This window comes from Paenibacillus sp. FSL K6-3182 (assembly GCF_037976325.1).
Classification (GTDB): Bacteria; Bacillota; Bacilli; order Paenibacillales; family Paenibacillaceae; genus Pristimantibacillus.
The window spans coordinates 3,961,656-3,979,028 of the sequence record NZ_CP150265.1 but is presented as its reverse complement, the minus strand read 5'-3'; the positions used below and the strand labels follow the sequence as shown (position 1 = coordinate 3,979,028).

Annotated in this window: 17 protein-coding genes; 10 read left to right on the top strand and 7 right to left on the bottom strand. The window is 44.4% G+C overall.

Annotated features, from left to right (window positions below; all coding sequences use genetic code 11):
- Window position 1: 1 nt before the first annotated feature.
- Window positions 2-2,464 (top strand): DNA gyrase subunit A, encoded by a 2,463-nt coding sequence (gyrA, locus tag MHH56_RS17510; protein WP_339202815.1) that lies wholly within the window; start codon window positions 2-4, stop codon window positions 2,462-2,464.
- Here the strand turns inward: gyrA and MHH56_RS17505 are convergent.
- Window positions 2,445-2,612 (bottom strand): hypothetical protein, encoded by a 168-nt coding sequence (locus MHH56_RS17505; RefSeq protein ID WP_179089723.1) that lies wholly within the window; start codon window positions 2,610-2,612, stop codon window positions 2,445-2,447. The two genes, gyrA and MHH56_RS17505, sit on opposite strands and share 20 nt — an antisense overlap.
- A 204-nt stretch (window positions 2,613-2,816) precedes the next feature.
- On the opposite strand from MHH56_RS17505, the gene MHH56_RS17500 reads away from it, so the two are divergent.
- The gene (locus tag MHH56_RS17500) at window positions 2,817-3,221 is read left to right on the top strand and encodes a MarR family transcriptional regulator (RefSeq protein ID WP_076265740.1); all 405 of its coding nucleotides are present in this window, start codon (window positions 2,817-2,819) and stop codon (window positions 3,219-3,221) included.
- A gap of 21 nt (window positions 3,222-3,242) precedes the next feature.
- On the opposite strand, the gene MHH56_RS17495 is transcribed toward MHH56_RS17500, so the two are convergent.
- Window positions 3,243-4,241 (bottom strand): CapA family protein, encoded by a 999-nt coding sequence (locus MHH56_RS17495; protein WP_339202814.1) that lies wholly within the window; start codon window positions 4,239-4,241, stop codon window positions 3,243-3,245.
- Here MHH56_RS17495 and MHH56_RS17490 point away from each other — a divergent pair.
- Window positions 4,240-4,401, top strand: coding sequence for a hypothetical protein (locus tag MHH56_RS17490; RefSeq protein ID WP_339202812.1), 162 nt, complete (start codon window positions 4,240-4,242; stop codon window positions 4,399-4,401). The genes MHH56_RS17495 and MHH56_RS17490 overlap by 2 nt on opposite strands.
- A 109-nt stretch (window positions 4,402-4,510) precedes the next feature.
- Here MHH56_RS17490 and MHH56_RS17485 read toward each other — a convergent pair whose 3' ends face one another.
- Both MHH56_RS17485 and MHH56_RS17480 read right to left on the bottom strand, forming a co-directional pair.
- Window positions 4,511-5,224 carry an RluA family pseudouridine synthase gene (locus MHH56_RS17485; protein WP_339202810.1) on the bottom strand — a complete coding sequence of 238 codons (714 nt, stop codon included), beginning with the start codon at window positions 5,222-5,224 and terminating at the stop codon, window positions 4,511-4,513.
- Window positions 5,224-6,090, bottom strand: a complete 867-nt coding sequence (locus MHH56_RS17480) for a class I SAM-dependent methyltransferase (protein WP_339202809.1) — start codon at window positions 6,088-6,090, stop codon at window positions 5,224-5,226. Before MHH56_RS17480 ends, MHH56_RS17485 begins: the two co-directional genes overlap by 1 nt.
- 241 nt (window positions 6,091-6,331) lie before the next feature.
- Here MHH56_RS17480 and MHH56_RS17475 point away from each other — a divergent pair, with 241 nt between their 5' ends.
- Both MHH56_RS17475 and araA read left to right on the top strand, forming a co-directional pair.
- Window positions 6,332-6,517 (top strand): hypothetical protein, encoded by a 186-nt coding sequence (locus MHH56_RS17475; RefSeq protein ID WP_339202807.1) that lies wholly within the window; start codon window positions 6,332-6,334, stop codon window positions 6,515-6,517.
- A 308-nt stretch (window positions 6,518-6,825) separates the two neighbouring features.
- A complete protein-coding gene (araA, locus tag MHH56_RS17470) occupies window positions 6,826-8,316 on the top strand; it encodes an L-arabinose isomerase (RefSeq protein WP_339202805.1) in 1,491 nt (496 codons plus the stop codon).
- 100 nt (window positions 8,317-8,416) lie between these two features.
- Here the strand turns inward: araA and MHH56_RS17465 are convergent, their stop codons facing one another.
- Both MHH56_RS17465 and MHH56_RS17460 read right to left on the bottom strand, forming a co-directional pair.
- On the bottom strand, window positions 8,417-9,184 hold the full coding sequence (locus MHH56_RS17465) for a methyltransferase domain-containing protein (protein WP_339202804.1): 768 nt from the start codon (window positions 9,182-9,184) through the stop codon (window positions 8,417-8,419).
- Between the two features lie 172 nt (window positions 9,185-9,356).
- Window positions 9,357-10,127, bottom strand: a complete 771-nt coding sequence (locus tag MHH56_RS17460) for a hypothetical protein (RefSeq protein ID WP_339202803.1) — start codon at window positions 10,125-10,127, stop codon at window positions 9,357-9,359.
- A gap of 230 nt (window positions 10,128-10,357) precedes the next feature.
- Between MHH56_RS17460 and MHH56_RS17455 the strand changes: the two genes are divergently transcribed.
- The gene (locus tag MHH56_RS17455; RefSeq protein ID WP_339202802.1) at window positions 10,358-10,684 is read left to right on the top strand and encodes an antibiotic biosynthesis monooxygenase; all 327 of its coding nucleotides are present in this window, start codon (window positions 10,358-10,360) and stop codon (window positions 10,682-10,684) included.
- A 53-nt stretch (window positions 10,685-10,737) separates the two neighbouring features.
- On the opposite strand, the gene MHH56_RS17450 is transcribed toward MHH56_RS17455, so the two are convergent.
- Entirely contained in the window at window positions 10,738-10,926 is a 189-nt protein-coding gene (locus tag MHH56_RS17450; RefSeq protein ID WP_339202800.1) for an ATP-binding protein, read from the bottom strand.
- Window positions 10,927-11,262: 336 nt separating this feature from the next.
- Between MHH56_RS17450 and MHH56_RS17445 the strand changes: the two genes are divergently transcribed.
- The 4 genes from MHH56_RS17445 (at window position 11,263) to MHH56_RS17430 (ending at window position 17,314) form a co-directional block, all read left to right on the top strand.
- Window positions 11,263-13,587: a helix-turn-helix domain-containing protein gene (locus MHH56_RS17445; protein WP_339202798.1), complete on the top strand. Its 2,325-nt coding sequence runs from the start codon at window positions 11,263-11,265 to the stop codon at window positions 13,585-13,587.
- Window positions 13,588-13,939: 352 nt separating this feature from the next.
- Window positions 13,940-14,797, top strand: a complete 858-nt coding sequence (locus MHH56_RS17440) for an ABC transporter permease subunit (protein ID WP_339209635.1) — start codon at window positions 13,940-13,942, stop codon at window positions 14,795-14,797.
- Window positions 14,798-14,799: 2 nt separating this feature from the next.
- Window positions 14,800-15,696, top strand: a complete 897-nt coding sequence (locus MHH56_RS17435; RefSeq protein WP_339202796.1) for a carbohydrate ABC transporter permease — start codon at window positions 14,800-14,802, stop codon at window positions 15,694-15,696.
- A gap of 25 nt (window positions 15,697-15,721) precedes the next feature.
- On the top strand, window positions 15,722-17,314 hold the full coding sequence (locus MHH56_RS17430) for an extracellular solute-binding protein (RefSeq protein ID WP_339202794.1): 1,593 nt from the start codon (window positions 15,722-15,724) through the stop codon (window positions 17,312-17,314).
- Window positions 17,315-17,373: the final 59 nt, after the last annotated feature.

Here is a 17,373-nt window from a genome sequence, read left to right as displayed (position 1 = left end):
CATGAGTATGCTGGAACAGTTTTTACCGGCGTTTTTGGAGGAAGTGGTAGGCGACCGCTTCGGACGCTATTCAAAGTATATAATTCAGGACCGTGCCATTCCTGACGTTCGCGATGGTTTGAAGCCCGTGCAGCGTCGTATTCTATATGCGATGTATGATTCAGGAAACACACCGGACAAGCAATATCGCAAATCGGCCAAAACTGTCGGTGACGTTATGGGTAATTACCATCCGCATGGTGACTCATCCATTTATGAGGGTATGGTTCGGATGGCACAGCCTTGGAAAATGGGACATCCGCTCGTTGATGGACACGGAAACTGGGGTTCTCAGGATGATGATCCAGCAGCAGCTATGCGTTATACGGAAGCGCGTCTATCGCCAATTGCGATGGAGCTGCTTCGTGACATAGAGAAAAGAACGGTACAATTCAAGGATAATTTCGATAATACAACGAAGGAGCCGGTTGTGCTGCCGTCGCGGTACCCCAACTTGCTCGTAAACGGGACCAGCGGCATCTCTGCCGGCTTTGCCACGGAAATCCCGCCTCATAACCTGCGTGAGGTTATTGATGCGTGTATCGCCCTTATGGGAAGCCCAGAGCTGACGCAAGAAGAACTTATGACTTATGTGAAAGGTCCGGATTTCCCTACTGGCGGCATTATTATGGGCGAAGAAGGCATTCGAGACGCATATGCTACAGGTAAAGGCCGCATATACATTCGTGCTAAGACGGCTATCGAGGATATGCGCGGAGGCAAGCAGCAGCTTGTCATTACTGAAATTCCATATCAGGTCGTTAAATCACGGTTGGTTACCGCAATGGAAAACATTCGGCTAGAGAAGAAGGTCGAAGGCATTGCGGAGGTGCGTGATGAGAGCGGACGCAATGGTCTGCGCATCGTCATTGAGTTTAAGAAGGATGCCGATGCACAAGGTATTTTGGCTTATTTGTTCAAGAAAACGGATCTGCAGGTAGCTTACAGCTTCAATATGGTCGCAATCGTGAACAAAACACCGATGCAGCTTGGTCTTAAACAAATATTGTCGGCGTATATCGATCACCAGAAGGAAGTAGTAACTTTCCGCACGAAATATGATCTTGAGAAGGCGGAAGATCGCGCTCATGTTGTAGAAGGGCTTGTAAAAGCGCTCAACATATTAGACGAAGTTATAGCGACGATCAAAGCATCCAAAAATCGCGGGGATGCACAAGACAACTTGGTTGCGAAGTTCGATTTCTCCGCTCGTCAAGCAGATGCCATCCTTACTTTGCAGCTTTATCGCTTAACGAACTTGGAAATTACGACACTTGAGAAAGAGCTTAAGGAAGCGATGAAGAAGATTGCTTACTTGAAATCGATCTTGGCTAGCGAGAAGAAGCTGATTGGTGTTATTAGGGATGAACTGCTTGAGATTCAAACCAAATATGGCATTGATCGCCGTTCTGTTCTGCGCGGTGAAATCGAAGAGCTGAAAGTTAACCTCGAAGTTCTTGTTACACCGGAGGATGTTCTAGTTACATTAAGCCAGGATGGTTATGTAAAACGGACAAGCATGCTCTCGTTTACGAGATCGGGAGGCGAGCTGCAAAACGCAGGTGTCAAGGAAGGTGACTTCGTACGAGAGTTGCTTGAAGTCAATACGATTGACAATTTGCTGCTCTTTACACGCAAAGGTCAATATTATTTGCTGCCGGTCCATCAGATTCCAGAATTCAAATGGAAGGATACCGGAACAGCGATAGTGAATGTTGTACCTATTCCGAAGGATGATTCGATCGTAAGCGTCATTCCAATTAAAGATATTTTGGCATCTACAGCATCACTTGTTTTCGTAACGAAACGTGGCCAAGTCAAGCGTACGGAGCTTAAGGAATACGCAACTACAAGATCCACTGCGGTTGCAGCCTGCAAGGTTTCAGAGGGCGACGAAGTCATTCGGGTTGTTTTGAGTGATGGTTCGAAACAAATCATGCTTATAACTAAGCAGGGAATGAGCATTCGGTTTACAGAATCCGAAGTTAATTCGATGGGTAGAGTTGCAACAGGCGTAAGAGGTATTCAGCTTAAGGATGGAGACGAGCTTGTCACCGCGGAATGGGTTGCTGAGGATGAAGGCGAATTACTCGTCATTACCGATATCGGTTACGCCAAACGTACATTGCTGCTGGATTATCCAATTCAGGGCAGAGGCGGCAAGGGTGTACAAACGTTCGAATTTAAAGAAGGCAAACGAGTGCGTCCAAATGGTTCGTCACTGATTGGGGCTTATTATTGTAAGGCAGCCAAAGAGATCGTAGCGATTACCTCATCTGGAGCGAAGCTTTCTGCTACATCGGAGAAAGCACCAATTGAAGATCGTAAATCGATAGGCAAACTCATATTCCCAGTAGAGAAAACCGACGTTATTACGAGCACGCTTGCACGTTCCATAACAGACACTAATCAAAAGGTCGATTAGGCGGATCAAACCGTTCAATGACTTCCAAAATAGCTTCAAGCATGACCCACAATGGTACCAGCTCATCCGGGCGGTCCAGCCATTGTGGGTCTTTTATAATGCCATAATTTTTAATTTTTTGAATGATTACAGCTTTTCTTTCTTCCACTGGGTGCACGCTCCTTACTATTTAAGCATGAATAGACATAGCGCTGGGCTTTCGCCTTATTGTATGTCTAACGCTGTCATAATGTTCAACAATATATCGATTAATAGCGCAAATTATTAATTGGGTTAATCTTTTATTCGACAATAAAGACTGCTATAATAAATAGCAAATAGATGGAAATTGACAGAGAGCGAGTGTGGGAGTATGGTGTCTGGAGAATTTACTCGATTATGGACGAAGCTTTCGCGTGAATGGAAAAACAACTTGGAACAATCGCTTGCTCCTTTGACAGAAGGGCAGCTGAATGTATTAGAGCTGATGCTTCAGCACCAACCGATGAAGCCATCTGATCTGCTCCAATATTTAGCGACTACACCTGCTGCAATTACAACACTGTTGGATCGAATGGAAAGAAATGAGCTCATTGAACGTACAAGAGATGATCATGATCGAAGAATTGTTTGGGTTTCTGTATCGGAGAAGGGCAAAGCTGAGGCGGAGCGCGGTACAACGATTCGGACTCAAATGATCGAACAATCGCTGGACCGCATTTCCTCTCATAACCAGCAGCTGCTGGTTTACTTGTTGGGTAAAGTAGCAAATTTGTAATCTGATTTCGCCATTCAACGCTTATTTCATAGAATCGAGCCGATTGCGCAGCATATCGTAATTTTTTTGGAGCACCTCGTAGTCGGCTTGCGTTAGCAAGGTATCATTTGAAGCAGCTAATGTTTCTTCGATTGGCAAGATGCGATAGCGAAAGGAACGATCAGGCTTGTAGCGATGCACCCATGTCGGAATGGATTCAACATCAGTTATAGTAACTGTGCCGTCTGTCATATTTTTACGAACATTAACTTTAAAAATAACTCCGTAATCCTTCGATTCGCCCCGCTGATTAGAAATAAAATTTCCCATAGAATAAATAATAAGTCCCTTTTTTACATGACCTTTCTCATCGGTTGTTTCAAGCACTTCATAGGGCTGGACAACATGGGGATGCGAACCGGCAATAATATCAGCTCCCGCAGCGACAAGCGAACGAGCGAGACGTTTTTGTTCTTCATTTGGTATAATCTGATATTCAGTTCCGAAATGCAGAGAAACGGTAATAAAGTCAGCACCTGCTTCACGCAGCCGAATGATGTCTGCTTTAATCTTCTCTTCATCAATAAGCGAAACGAGGTAAGGTTTGCCTTCTGGAATTGGAATGCCATTTGTTCCATAGGTGTAAGCTAACAATCCCATAACGATGCCATTTTTCTCGGATAGGACAGCTTGGTCTGCTTCTTCTTGCGATGCGGCTGTTCCCTTGCTTGGAAGACCAAGCTTCTTTAAGTTCTCGAGAGTGCGAAGCACACCTGACTCACCTTTATCAAGTGAATGATTGTTGGCATTTGTTATTAAGTTAAATCCAGCATCCTTGATCGCCTCTCCAAGTTCGGTTGGCGCATTAAACGTTGGATATCCAGTATAGCCATATTCCACACCAGCAATTGGTGTTTCTAGGTTGGCAATAACCCAATCTCCTTGCTCCAAAATCGGTTTAACCTCTGCAAAAAACGGCTTGAAGTCATATCGATTCGTTTTCTTGTCAAAAGCTCCGGGCAGCTGGGGCGTATGCATCATGATGTCGCCTACGGCCATCCATACGGCATCGGCAAAAACAGGCTCTGGTGGTGCTGTCGGTTCAGGAGATGGTGATGGGGTTACGACTGCTTGCTCAGTAGGAGTGGGGTCAATTGAAGCTGTAGGAAGCGAGCTGGCAGGTGCAGAAGCCCTCTCGTAAATGGAGGGCATTAAAAATATAACCAGTAAGCCAAGTAAACTTAGTAATAATAGTATTGAATTTGTTTTTCGGTGCCTTTTACGGCGCATTAGTATTTCGTCCTTCCTTGTTACGTATTGCTCAGCATACTGGAGGCGTCTTCAAGCTGCGAACTAGTCCACCAATTCCAAACATCAGAGCCTGTTGGAACGGAACGAAAACTCATCCATTCCTTTGTTATAGGATGAGGGGCTGAAACCGAGGTTGACCATAACGCAATTTCGGATATGCCGCTTGTTGGTTTCGCGCCGTATTTCAGGTCGCCTACGAGCGGACAGCCGATATGAGCCAGCTGTGCACGGATTTGATGAGGTCTTCCGGTATGCAGCTTCACCGCAATCAATGAATAACGGCCAGATACAGCTGCTACCTCGTAATCCAAAATCGCTTCTTTCGCCTCATTCGTGGGTTTGTTATAGACGGTTACTTGATTTTGTTTACTGTTCTTAACAATAAAATGAGTTAAACGCGCTTGAGATTGTTTTGGCGTACCTTGTACAACACAAACATAAGTTTTGCCAAAATGTCTACTGCGAACCGATTCGGATAATCTGGACGCAGCTTTTGAGGTTTTGGCAAAAATCATAACGCCGCCAACCATACGGTCAAGACGGTGAACGAGGCCGAGAAAGACGTTTCCCGGCTTGTTATATCGTTCCTTTATATCCTGCTTAAGCAGGGTAAGCATATCAGCATCGCCGGTGTCATCCTCTTGTGAGAGGACGCCAGGCGGCTTAACGACAGCTATTACATGATTGTCCTCGAACAGAACCTTGATCGACATTACTTAGACTCCCAACGTCCCAGTATTCCGCACGGCAAATTAAGGCCGGACTTCGTAATCGGCAATCCGATTTCTCCACAATTGATTTCGCCACCGTATTTGGCATTCATTGTCATATGCAGCAGGTTGTGCAGAACAGATTGCGATAATCCAGTTGTATAGGAGTTGATGAGTAGGAACAATGGATTGTCAGACAAAATCGATGTACAGGATTGTAAGAATGGAAACAAATTTTCTTCGAGCTTCCATGTTTCACCATTCGTGCCACGTCCATAAGAAGGTGGATCCATAATAATCGCATCATACTGCTTGCCGCGGCGCTGCTCGCGTTGAACGAATTTGAACACGTCATCCGTAATATAGCGAATTGGAGCGGACTCAAGTCCAGACAGCTGGGCGTTATCTTTTGCCCATTGGACCATACCCTTAGCTGCGTCAACGTGGCATACTTCAGCACCTGCTGCTGCGGCTGCAACAGTGGCACCGCCCGAATAGGCAAAGAGATTCAAGACACGAATAGGACGTCCAGCATTACGGATTTTGTCCATCATCCAGCTCCAGTTAACGGCTTGCTCAGGAAATAATCCTGTATGCTTGAAGTTTGTCGGCTTGATATGGAAGTTTAGTTCGCCATAAGAAATTGTCCAGCGTTCAGGCAATGATTCGCTCATCGACCATTGACCGCCACCGGAATTGCTTCTATGGTAATGGCCATCGGCTTTTTTCCAAAGACCTGTTTCATTTGTGATCGGCCAAATAATTTGTGGATCTGGACGGCGGAGTGTATAATTGCCCCAACGTTCGAGCTTATCTCCGTCTCCTGTATCTATAACCTCGTAGTCTACCCATTTATCTGCTATGTACATGTTATTCGTAACCCTTCCTTGACCTTGTTTTTGTAATATAATAATGTCAACGATAATTATATCGAAGCTAACACAATGAAGCAATGAAACCGACGCATTTAGAGGCTGGTATTTATTCGTAAGTTATGAAAATGGCTGTTTATTACAGCAAATAAGTAAATGCTGTTGCTGACAGAGCAAAAATCAGTGTAAAAAAGAGCATAATTTAGTAAATCTACAATAATAGAGGAGCAACAATATCATGATGAGTTTTGAGTGCGAGTGCGGGAATAAAACAGTAATGTTTGCTACGGGAGATCGGGACGAGCAGGGCAGAGAGTTTATTGAAATAGAGGACGATGAGAGGCTTACTATCAAAGTTGGCGATAAAAGCGTATTATTTCGTTGTTCATTTTGCGGCTATACATACCGACTGGAACAAATTTGAATCACTTAAGAAATTTTATAGGAGCTGCATATTGAAAACATTAATGGTTCGGAGTATGATAAACGTGAGTCAAGTTGTATGTACAAGTGCATCGTCATACCAGTGATAACTAGCACTAATGTCCGTACAAGTTGAGAAGAGGCGTTATTTCTAAAAATACGTTTAATACTCGGTGAATGCTTACATAGCTGTTTTGCATTCGCAAAACTTAAAGCGAATGCTTACGAAGCTGTTTTGCATTCGCAAAACTTGAAGCGAATGCTTACGAAGCTGTTTTGCATTCGCAAAACTTGAGGAGGAACCATTCCATGTTACAAGTTAAGCCCTATCAATTTTGGTTTGTTACCGGAAGCCAGCACTTGTACGGACCAGAAACATTAGAAGAGGTTGCACAGCATTCACGTATTATTGCTGCGGCGTTGAATGATGATTCTGTTATTTCATCCGAAATTGTATTTAAACCTGTAGTAACAACTCCAGAAGAAATTTACAAGCTTTGCTTAGAAGCGAAAGCGGATGAGAACTGTGCAGGCATCATCACTTGGATGCATACCTTCTCACCTGCAAAAATGTGGATTCATGGGTTGTCTGAGCTGCGTAAGCCATTACTACACCTTCATACTCAATTCAACCGTGATATTCCTTGGGAAACGATTGATATGGACTTTATGAATACGAATCAATCCGCGCATGGCGACCGAGAATACGGCCATATTTTCGCCCGACTAGGCCTTGAGCGCAAAGTCGTTACGGGTCACTGGGAGGATGGCGTTACTCGTTCCCGCATTGCCAGCTGGATGGGAACGGCAATTGCAGTTAATGAAGGCCGTCATCTTAAGGTTGCTCGCTTCGGAGACAATATGCGTCAAGTTTCGGTTACGGAAGGCGACAAAGTTGAAGCGCAAATCAAATTCGGATGGTCGATTAATGGTTATGGCATTGGTGATCTTGTTGCTCGTATGAATGAGGTTTCAGATTCAGAAGTAAAACAGCTGCTTGAGGAATACAACGAGCAGTACGATATTTCGTCCGAGACACGCGGCAATGCAGCTTCATGGGCTTCCATTGGCGAGCAGGCTCGTATTGAGCTTGGCCTAAAAGCATTTTTACAAGAGGGCGGTTTCTCCGCATTTACTACGTCATTTGAAGATTTGCATGGCATGAAGCAGCTTCCAGGTCTTGCAGTTCAGCGCTTGATGGAGCAAGGATACGGCTTTGGTGGCGAGGGCGACTGGAAAACATCTGCACTTACTCGCATGATGAAGCTGATTGCCAATAACAAAGGTACTTCATTTATGGAGGACTATACTTATCATCTAGAAGAAGGCAACGAGCTCGTACTTGGATCACATATGCTTGAGGTATGTCCTACAATAGCGGATAGCCGTCCAAAAATCGAAGTTCATCCGCTTGGCATCGGCGGCAAAGCGGATCCAGCACGGATTGTATTCGATGGACGCTCTGGTGCTGCGCTTAATGCTTCACTCATCGATCTAGGCAATCGTTTCCGCTTGATCATTAACCAAGTGGATGCAGTGAAGCCTACTCATGAAATGCCGAAGCTTCCAGTAGCTCGTGTGTTGTGGAAACCAGAACCATCGCTTCGAGATGCAGCAGAGAGCTGGATTTACGCTGGCGGCGCTCATCACACCGTATTCTCATATGTCGTAACGACTGAGCAGCTTGTAGACTGGGCGGATCAAGTTGGCATTGAAACCGTAGTAATCGATAAGCATTCAACGGTACGCAGTGTTCGCAACGAGCTTCGTTGGAACGATCTCAGCTATCGTATTCGTTAATCATCCTATCATCTGATTGCTTCTTAATAGAGAAGACTGCTGCTTAAAACCGTACAAGGTTAAGCAGCAGTCTTTTTCTCTATTTATAGGGGCTTTAAAGTTATGGCTTAATAGCTTTTACTCTAATCCGCACATAATCCACATCCCATGTACCATCATGGAATAAATCATTTCTTACTCTTGCGGCTATTTTAGCGTATAGCAACTTTTTATCTTCTTCCGATACATTAGCGAAAAAATGATTTGCAAAACCAGATAACCAGTGATTTAGTCCTTCTTCACCGTCTTCCATCTTCGTAGGCCGATCAAAAAGAATGGCATAAGTTACACGAAAGCCTTGTTGTTCAAGTAGAGCGCTATATTCTGAAATGCTCGGAAAGAACCAAGGATTTAACTTTTCTGCATCAATAGCATAATCCTCATCAAGCACAGCTGTTGTTGCTTTTACTATTCGATTAACATTTCCTTTGCCTCCAAACTCAGCAACAAATCTGCCGCCGCTATTTAGCACATTCCACACATTTTCAACCACTTGTTTTGCATTTTTCATCCAATGCAATGCCGCATTAGAGAATACAGCATCAAATGTTTCATCTAACTGAAACTGCTCACCATTTCCAGTGAAAAAATGAATGGTTGGATATTTCACTTGTGCTTTTTCAATCATTTCCGCAGAAAAATCCATGCCTACAACTGTTGCTCCCGTTTTCGATATTTCATAGGCCAAATCTCCGGTGCCACACCCTACATCTAATATTTTCTCGCCTGAGACAGGACTTAATAATTCTACAACTTCCTTCCCGTACTCAGATACAAAACCCAGTTTGTTGTCATATAATTCGGTTTTCCAAAATTGGCCGGAAGGCATAATATCATCCCCTAACTATTGGTAAACCTATTCTCACACAAAGATTATATATAAGTAAAATATATTATTCCTATCTATTTTATAGTTTGAAACTATAAAGTTCGATCAGAAAAAAGCTTTACTCCTGTAGGTTAGAAGCAAAGCTCAAAGTATACCTCAACTATGAATGGGTTTATTCTGATTTTTCTTTTTGAATTTTTGCAGGGTTATTGATTTTGTAAGGAACAGGGTGCTTAGTAAGCTTTTTAGCGACTATTTTTCCTTCAAAATGAAGGATATCGCCGATTTCCAGCTCAAGCTTTTTGAGGGTAGCGCTATGGCTGGACCAAGCATCGCCGATCTCCATAGCAGGATCTTGAATGGCTACTGCATTGTAAATAACAACCTCGTCATCTGTATCAGAAAAATTGTTAGGTACAGTCGTAAACTCTTTTACTGTTGCAACCATCTTGATCTTATCTTCAGGGAGCTGCAGTTTTGGCGCCTTTTCTTTTTTCGTTTTTTCTTTTGGAGCTGCTGCTGCTTTATGTACTTTTTCTACTGAATCAGGCGCTGGTATCGTCTCCGAAATCGCTGCTGCATCATTATTTTGTGATGTTTCTAGCAGAACGTCATTTTTATCAGCTTCAATCTCTTGTGCAGGTGCAATCTCTTCTACTGCATTGGAAGTCTTCTGGCCATAACTAGAAGCTTGCATTTCCTTTAAGTAGGAGGGGTGGATACAATGCTTTTGTTCATTTTCAAACGAAATGACAGCAGTCATTTTATCTACATATCCAATAATAATGCATTCGAGATTCATGCCGTTTCCTTTATAGAAAAATACTTTTGTTTTGGCAGCCTTCTCAGAAAGCAAACCCCATTCCTTGCATTTTTCTATTTGCTCTGCTTCGTTTTCGAAGCTAATGTACGATATCGGTTCAATAATGAATGGATGTCCCATGTAATCTCCGCCTTTTTGGTATTATCATCATCTATTTTATCATTTTTTTGACATGTTAGTCGTTACTTGCTGACGATTAATAAAATTTTAGTCGTTTCCTTAAATCAGAAGGGGAGAGAAGAAAAATATGCGACCTGAATAGGAACATTTTAACAATGTACATTTGACAATGAGAATCGTTATCGATATAGTTAAGTGGTAGTTTTTAAAATGATATAGGAGGGATTTCTGTGTTCATTCAATTGAGATCAATTGTAGTGGAAAAGGGAAATTCACAGCAAGTTGTCGACAATTTTGGGCAAGAGGGCTATATTGACGGCAAGGAAGGTCTTATCGATATTAATATTATGGTGAATAGAAAAGCAAAAGAAACGGAAGAAGTTGTTATTATGATCCGTTGGGAGTCTGATGAAGCTTGGAAAAATTGGGAGAAAGATCCCGTCCATATTGCTGGCCATCGGAACAAAAAAGATGAGCAGCGTCCTTCATATATCGTTGATTCATCGGTAAATATGTATGATGTAAAAAAAATCAAATCAGGTACTTTTGGCAAATAAACAGAAAGCGACTTACCCTTGGTGGGCAATGTCGCTTTTTTTATTTATTCATTTTAGGGAATCTGGAATGATACCTTGGTTCCAAAATTAAGCTTGCTTGTAATGACAAGTCCATGACCATATAACTGTTTTAATCGGCGATCCGTATTCAATAAACCAATTCCTCGTTGTTCGTTATACTTCCCATCCAACAGTTGCCCCAATTCTTCTTCGTCCATTCCGATCCCATCATCTGCATTCAATATTTCGATAAAGTGGCTGTAATTTTCTATTTGATTGCACAGCGTTCCTCCCTAAAACGGCTTAATATGCCACTCTAGCTCATGTGCAATAGATACAAATTGATTCGTATTTAAGAAATCATAACTAATACGCAATTAACTGCTGAACGCATCAATTAGCTTTTGCATTTTGGAAGTTTCCATATCGCTTAAGGCGAGTAGGATACCCTTCCACGGTTTTTATTGAAGCAGAAGAATTTGTATTCAATGCTGATAGAGGAAGCTATGAATGTATAATGCCAGACTCATATGATGCATATAGTAATGAACAAGCTGCATCCCGTGAGGAGGTTTTGAATGAAATCCAGCATTTCGGGAAAAGTGATGATCATTTACGGAAGCACATTTCTGCTGATTATTGTCTTAACCTTCTGGTTGTCCTACCGGGGTACGGTTGGTCCGCTTGAGGCCGATCTGACCAATACGAATCTCGCTCTACTCAAGCAAGTAGACCAAAAGATTGAAGTGGCGTTCCGTCAAACCGAGAAAGATTTGCTCGCGCTTATGGAAGAGCTCGAATTTGTCTACTTCATGCTGGATAGCTACAATGACGATGCCCAAAAATACAGCAACTATTATGGGCTTACGACAAAATTAAAAAACTTTATTAACGCGAATCCCACATTCTCATCCATTTTTGTTTACTCTGCTGTAAACGGCGATATTTTAACCGAAAAGGCTTATATGAACGATATTTCATCGTTAGACAACTGGCTGGCTGATTATATGGACATGCCGGGTTATTTCAAGTGGATGACGACCCATCCGGTGTGGGATGGAACGACGACTCAAGACGTTGTGACACTGGTGCGCTCCTACCCGACGCTCAGCAGTCCCGGTTATCGTAACGGCATCGTTGCCGTTAACATTAACGAGGTTGTTCTCTACGATATGATTAAATCGGTCTATGAGGAAAGCTCGGCTGGCCATCTGTTTATATTCGACGCAGATGGAAAAGTTGTCAGCCACGATGACAAAACGCTCCTTTACCAAAATTTAAAGCAATTGCCCTATATGAAAAACGTACTCTCAGCAGAAGGCAGCGGCTCCCTATCAGTCAAGCTGGACGGGATCCCGCAAACCGTATTTTACAGGACTTCCGCCTATACGGGGTGGAAAATGGTCAGCATCATGCCGGAATCACAAATTTACGAGCCGCTTCAGATTACCCGCAATCTTCTGTTCATATTGGCTGGCGTAATGATCGTTCTAGCGCTAATTGTATTGTTCTACATCAATCGATTAACCTTCAAGCCGCTTGATCGACTGGTTAGCAAGCTTTCAGGGACCTACCAGCCAGATAAGAAGCGCGGATTTGATACGGCGGGATTCACTTATTTGGAGACGGTGTTTGAGCAAATGATGGAGAATCGGGAGCACTTGGAGAAGCATGTGCGGGATTCCAAATCCGTACTCAAATGGAGACTGATTATGGATATGCTGACCGGCTACCGAACGGACTACCAAGCTTTGCGGCATCACTTTGAATTTACAGGCATTAAGCTCTATTCAGAGCGCTACCTTGTATGTACGGCAGAAATTGCGAAACCAGAAGACTGCTTAAGCCCGCGTGATGAAACGTTGTATACGTATGTGTTTTGCAACGTGGCGGAGGAGATGATGGGCAAAGAGGATGCTGGAGTCGCAATCGATTTAGGCGGCGGACGAGCGGCGCTTGTCTTTAGTTTCGCAGAGGGCGAAGCGGAACAAAACCATTTGCGCGCGCTCGCAATTTTGGAATGGATACTTGAGGTGATTAAGAAGCAATTCGGATTAGTCGCTACGGTGGGTGTAGGCAGAGGAGTCAAGGAACTCGGCGATATTCAAAGCTCCTACGGCGAGTCGCGCAAGGCGCTCCGCTACAAGATGCTTTTTGGCAGCCATTCCGTCATTTCAATCGAGGATTTGCAACCGCCGGACAGTCAAGACTATTACCGTTTGAATCGGAAGGCTACTCGAATTATGGAGGCGCTCAAGCAGACGGATACAGATAAAATAAAGGAGGATGTGCACCAAGCCTTTGAGAAGGCGGTGGAACTAGGCTTGCCTCCTGACCTCATCCGCCAGTTTTCGTTCGATTTAATCGTGAAGGCGCTGCAGGTTGCGGATGCAATCGGAATCGGTCCCGAGGAGTCGATGGGCAACTTGGACAGCATTTATGAGAAGATTGAGCATAGTGAGGATTGGAAGCAAGCAGAGGCCCTCGTCCTGGCTGTTCTTGAGGAGCTAGCTGCTAAGCTTACAAGCAAACGAAGCCTGAGAGGGAAAAATGACACGATTGAGCGGATGCTTACCTACATTCAAGCCCATTACCATGAAAATGATTTGTCGCTCGATCGGCTCGCTGAACAGTTTCATTTGAGCCCAACCTATATTAGCAAGCAGTTTAAAGAATACACCGAGCGAAATTTTATCGACTATCTAATCGAAATTCGAATTGACGCCTCGAAAGCACTGCTCGCTAACAAGGATAAAAAGGTGAACGATATCGCCGAATCGATTGGATATATGAATACCCGCAGCTTCTTGCGGACGTTTAAAAAATTTACAGGGATGACACCGACAGAGTTCCGCGAGCATGCCATCAGCAAACAAACAGGGCAAGGCACAGAGCGAACGTAAGACCGGTGGCACACTTCCTAAGCGGAGGCGTTGCCCCGGTTTTTTCCTTGTACTATGAGTATCTATAAGTTTGTTAGCTTATAAAAGGCTTATATTTCTCCGTCAAAGCTACTTCAACATCCAGAAGTTGTAGGGGTTTTTACTTGTAATGGCGGGATTTCTTCCGTGTCACAGCAAAAGAATGAACCTGTTCAAGAAAGGCGACTGGCCCATTTCACAATAAAAGACACCTGGCACAGAACATGTCTATATTCAGCTTCCCGAGCTTTGTGTACGATCGAATTGTAGACGGAACATAAAGGGGGGGAGGACGATTTGGATACGGCTTAAGCGGGATCGTCACTTATATTTGATGCTTCTGCCTGTCATCTTGTTTTATGTCATCTTTAAATACGCACCGATGGCGGGCGAAATTATCGCATTCAAAAATTACAGGTTTATTGATGGAATATGGGGAAGCGAATGGGCAGGTTTTCATCATTTTCAAATGCTGTTCGCAAGCTTGGATTTTTGGAGAATTCTTAGAAATACGCTGCTGCTGAACATCTATAGTCTCGTGTTTGGTTTTCCGGTACCTATCCTCCTTGCCTTGCTGCTTAACGAGGTGCGCAGAGAATGGTACAAAAGGACGGTTCAGAACCTGTTGTATTTGCCTCACTTCATTTCTTGGGTTGTGCTGGGCGGAATCGTTATTGCGATCCTATCGCCGAGCACAGGCGTCGTGAATCTGATTCTAAAACAATTTGGCATCGAGCCCGTTTATTTTATGGCGGATTCGACTTGGTGGCCTGTTGTGTATACGTTATCCGGTATTTGGCGCGAAGCGGGCTGGGGGACGATTCTCTATTTAGCAGCGATGGCTTCGATTGATCCCCAGCTTTATGAAGCAGCCAAAATCGACGGTGCAAACAAGCTGCGGCAAATTTGGCATATTACACTTCCCGGCATTCGCAGCACGATAGCCATCTTATTGATTCTTCGGATGGGGCATATGATGGATGTTGGCCTTGAGCAAACGCTGGTGCTTCAAAACCAATCCGTGCTGGACGTAGCGGATGTCATCAGCACCTACGTATACCGGGTCGGTTTGCAAAATATGAATTACAGCTACACGACAGCGCTTGGGTTATTCCAGTCCTTGATTGGTTTTATTCTAGTCGTGGGCGTTAACGGGATCATCCGAAAGTTCGGCGAAAGGGGGTTATGGTAACGGTGAAAAGGAATGCTGCCGCAGCTTTTGTACTGTCATCGATTAGCAAAATCATCCTTTATGCGTTTCTTGGCCTCTCGTCCTTAATCGCCCTGTTCCCGCTATGGTATGAGGTGGCAGCATCCTTTAGCAGCAGCCGGGCAATTACAGCGGGAGAAGTGATGCTGTGGCCAATTGAATTCAATCTGCACGCTTACGATCGGCTTTTTGATGACGGACAAATTTTGATCGGCTTGCGAAATACGGTCTTGATCACGGTTGTTGGTACCGCGTTGAACATGATCATGACGATACTGGCTGCCTATCCGCTTTCAAGACGCCGCTTGATGGGACGCAGCGGGCTGCTAATGTTCGTTACGTTCACGATGTTATTCGTTTCTGGGATCATTCCGAGCTTCATTCTCGTCAAGACGCTGGGCTTAATGGACACCTACTGGGCATTATGGCTTCCTGGGCTGATCAGCACGTATAACATGTTTGTGATGAAAACGTTCATGGAAGGCCTTCCGGATGAAATTGAAGAGTCGGCTGCTATGGACGGAGCTGGAGATTGGCGGGTTTTAATGCAAATCATGCTTCCGCTATGCAAGCCGATCATCGCCTCCTTGTCGCTGTTCTACGCCGTTGGCTGGTGGAACTCCTATTTCAGCGTTCTTCTTTATATAACAAAAACGACGTCACAATCATTAATGGTGAAGCTGTATCAGATGATTAATCAAGTGGATGCAAGCCTGCTTAACAATACTGGGGGAAGCGAGGGTGCGGGGCAAATCTTGTTAACGCCCGAAGGCATCAAAGCTGCGGCCATCGTCATTGCGGTCACGCCTATTCTATGCGTATATCCGTTCCTTCAGAAACATTTTGTAAAAGGTGTCTTGATCGGTTCGGTTAAAGGTTAATAAGGAAAAGGGGATGATGTATTTGATGAAAGGGAACAAAATCGGTAACTTGATCATGCTGGCTAGCTTAATTGTTGTACTGCTGGTTGGCTGCACGGGGAAATCCGAGCCGACTAAACCTTCTGCTGCACCGAATAAATCGGATGCGCCAGCTCCAGTGGTAGAGCAAAAGAAAGAGATTAGCGTATCTATCCTTGACCGGGGCGAAGTGTCATCGGAGGAAGGCAGCTACGAAAACAACCGCTGGACGAAGTGGATCAATGAGAATGCTCCTGCAAAGGTCAAATGGGTACCCGTGCCGCGTACGCAGGTACAGCAAAAATTAAACACGCTGATTGCATCGGGCACGGCTCCGGATCTCATATGGGAATATGACCGCAGCTATATTAGCCAGCTCGCTGCACAGGGAGCGATTCAGCCAATCGACGAATATATCGAAAAATACAGCACAACGTACAAAGCTTATTTGGCTAAGCATCCAGAACTTAAACCCTTCCTAACGATAAATGGAAAAATGTATGCGGTCGCAAATGCGCGCGGACAAGAAACGATAGCCAATCATGGCATTATGATTCGTCAGGATTGGTTGGATAAGCTGGGTTTGAAAGCTCCGACAACAGTTGAAGAATTAATTGAGGTTGCACGCAAGTTCAAAGAGGGCGATCCGGACGGCAACGGCACGGCGGACACGGTTCCAATCACCTTTAATTACAACGGAGTGCAAATTTTAAGAGCCCTTTTCTTCAATAACGAAAACCAATGGTATCTGGAAGATGGCAAGCTCACGTTCGGCCGGATACTGGATCGATATGCCGATTCGCTTGCTTTGCAGAAGCAGCTTTTTGACGAAGGATTAATCGATAAGGAATACATTACGGATACGAATTTTCAACGCTCGCTGCAGCTTTGGACGACAGGCAAGTCGGGTATTTATCTTGGCTCATGGTCAATGGGCGCAGAGTTTGTAGATTTGAAGAAAAATATGCCGGATGCAAAAGTGGTGCCTTTGGAGCCTGTTGCTTCGAAGTATGGAAAAAATGGCCTTTATCAGGAAGTGCCGGCCAATATGTATATCGCTTTTAATACGAATATGAAGGAGGACAAAATCGAAGCAGGCGTCAAATTTTTGGACTGGATGCTGGAGAAGGGCTGGGAGCCGCTCAGAATCGGTGAGAAGGACGTTCATTATAAGCTCGTGGGAGAAGTTCCGCAGAAGACCGACGCTGATAAGTTCAAGAAGGAAGTGTTCTATGCAAGAGAGTATGCGATCTTGAACGAATGGGATCCGAAGCCGGAATGGTATGCGGTGATGGCGGCGCAGGATCCGATTTCACAAGAGCAGGCCGTGCTTAAAGCAGCAGGTCTTGAGATTGCGATGAAAAATAAATACAGACGGGACATTGCCTATAATCCTGATCTGCCTGAGGTCAGCCAACTGATTGCTACCTTCGCTCCGATTGCGCAGCAAATTGAAGCCAAAATCGTTACTGGAGGAGGCGCGCTTACGCCGCAGGGTGGAATGGAGGATATTCGCAAGGAATGGAAGCGTTTGGGCGGTGAAAATGTAGAGAAGTTAGTGCAGGAGTGGTATGAAACGAACAAAGAGCATCTGAAGTAGAGGGGAAGGCCCTTCCCGAATGCGGTCATTACTTTTTCGGGAAGGGTTAATCGCCGATC

What these genes read in the sequence shown, in the direction of transcription:
- gyrA (WP_339202815.1), top strand. Translation starts at nt 2, where the DNA reads ATGAGTATGCTGGAACAGTTTTTACCGGCGTTTTTGGAGGAAGTGGTA.
- MHH56_RS17500 (WP_076265740.1), top strand. Translation starts at nt 2,817, where the DNA reads ATGGTGTCTGGAGAATTTACTCGATTATGGACGAAGCTTTCGCGTGAA.
- MHH56_RS17490 (WP_339202812.1), top strand. Translation starts at nt 4,240, where the DNA reads ATGATGTCGCCTACGGCCATCCATACGGCATCGGCAAAAACAGGCTCT.
- MHH56_RS17495 (WP_339202814.1), bottom strand. Translation starts at nt 4,241, where the DNA reads ATGATGCATACGCCCCAGCTGCCCGGAGCTTTTGACAAGAAAACGAAT.
- MHH56_RS17485 (WP_339202810.1), bottom strand. Translation starts at nt 5,224, where the DNA reads ATGTCGATCAAGGTTCTGTTCGAGGACAATCATGTAATAGCTGTCGTT.
- MHH56_RS17480 (WP_339202809.1), bottom strand. Translation starts at nt 6,090, where the DNA reads ATGTACATAGCAGATAAATGGGTAGACTACGAGGTTATAGATACAGGA.
- MHH56_RS17475 (WP_339202807.1), top strand. Translation starts at nt 6,332, where the DNA reads ATGATGAGTTTTGAGTGCGAGTGCGGGAATAAAACAGTAATGTTTGCT.
- araA (WP_339202805.1), top strand. Translation starts at nt 6,826, where the DNA reads ATGTTACAAGTTAAGCCCTATCAATTTTGGTTTGTTACCGGAAGCCAG.
- MHH56_RS17465 (WP_339202804.1), bottom strand. Translation starts at nt 9,184, where the DNA reads ATGCCTTCCGGCCAATTTTGGAAAACCGAATTATATGACAACAAACTG.
- MHH56_RS17460 (WP_339202803.1), bottom strand. Translation starts at nt 10,127, where the DNA reads ATGGGACATCCATTCATTATTGAACCGATATCGTACATTAGCTTCGAA.
- MHH56_RS17445 (WP_339202798.1), top strand. Translation starts at nt 11,263, where the DNA reads ATGAAATCCAGCATTTCGGGAAAAGTGATGATCATTTACGGAAGCACA.
- MHH56_RS17440 (WP_339209635.1), top strand. Translation starts at nt 13,940, where the DNA reads ATGCTTCTGCCTGTCATCTTGTTTTATGTCATCTTTAAATACGCACCG.
- MHH56_RS17430 (WP_339202794.1), top strand. Translation starts at nt 15,722, where the DNA reads ATGAAAGGGAACAAAATCGGTAACTTGATCATGCTGGCTAGCTTAATT.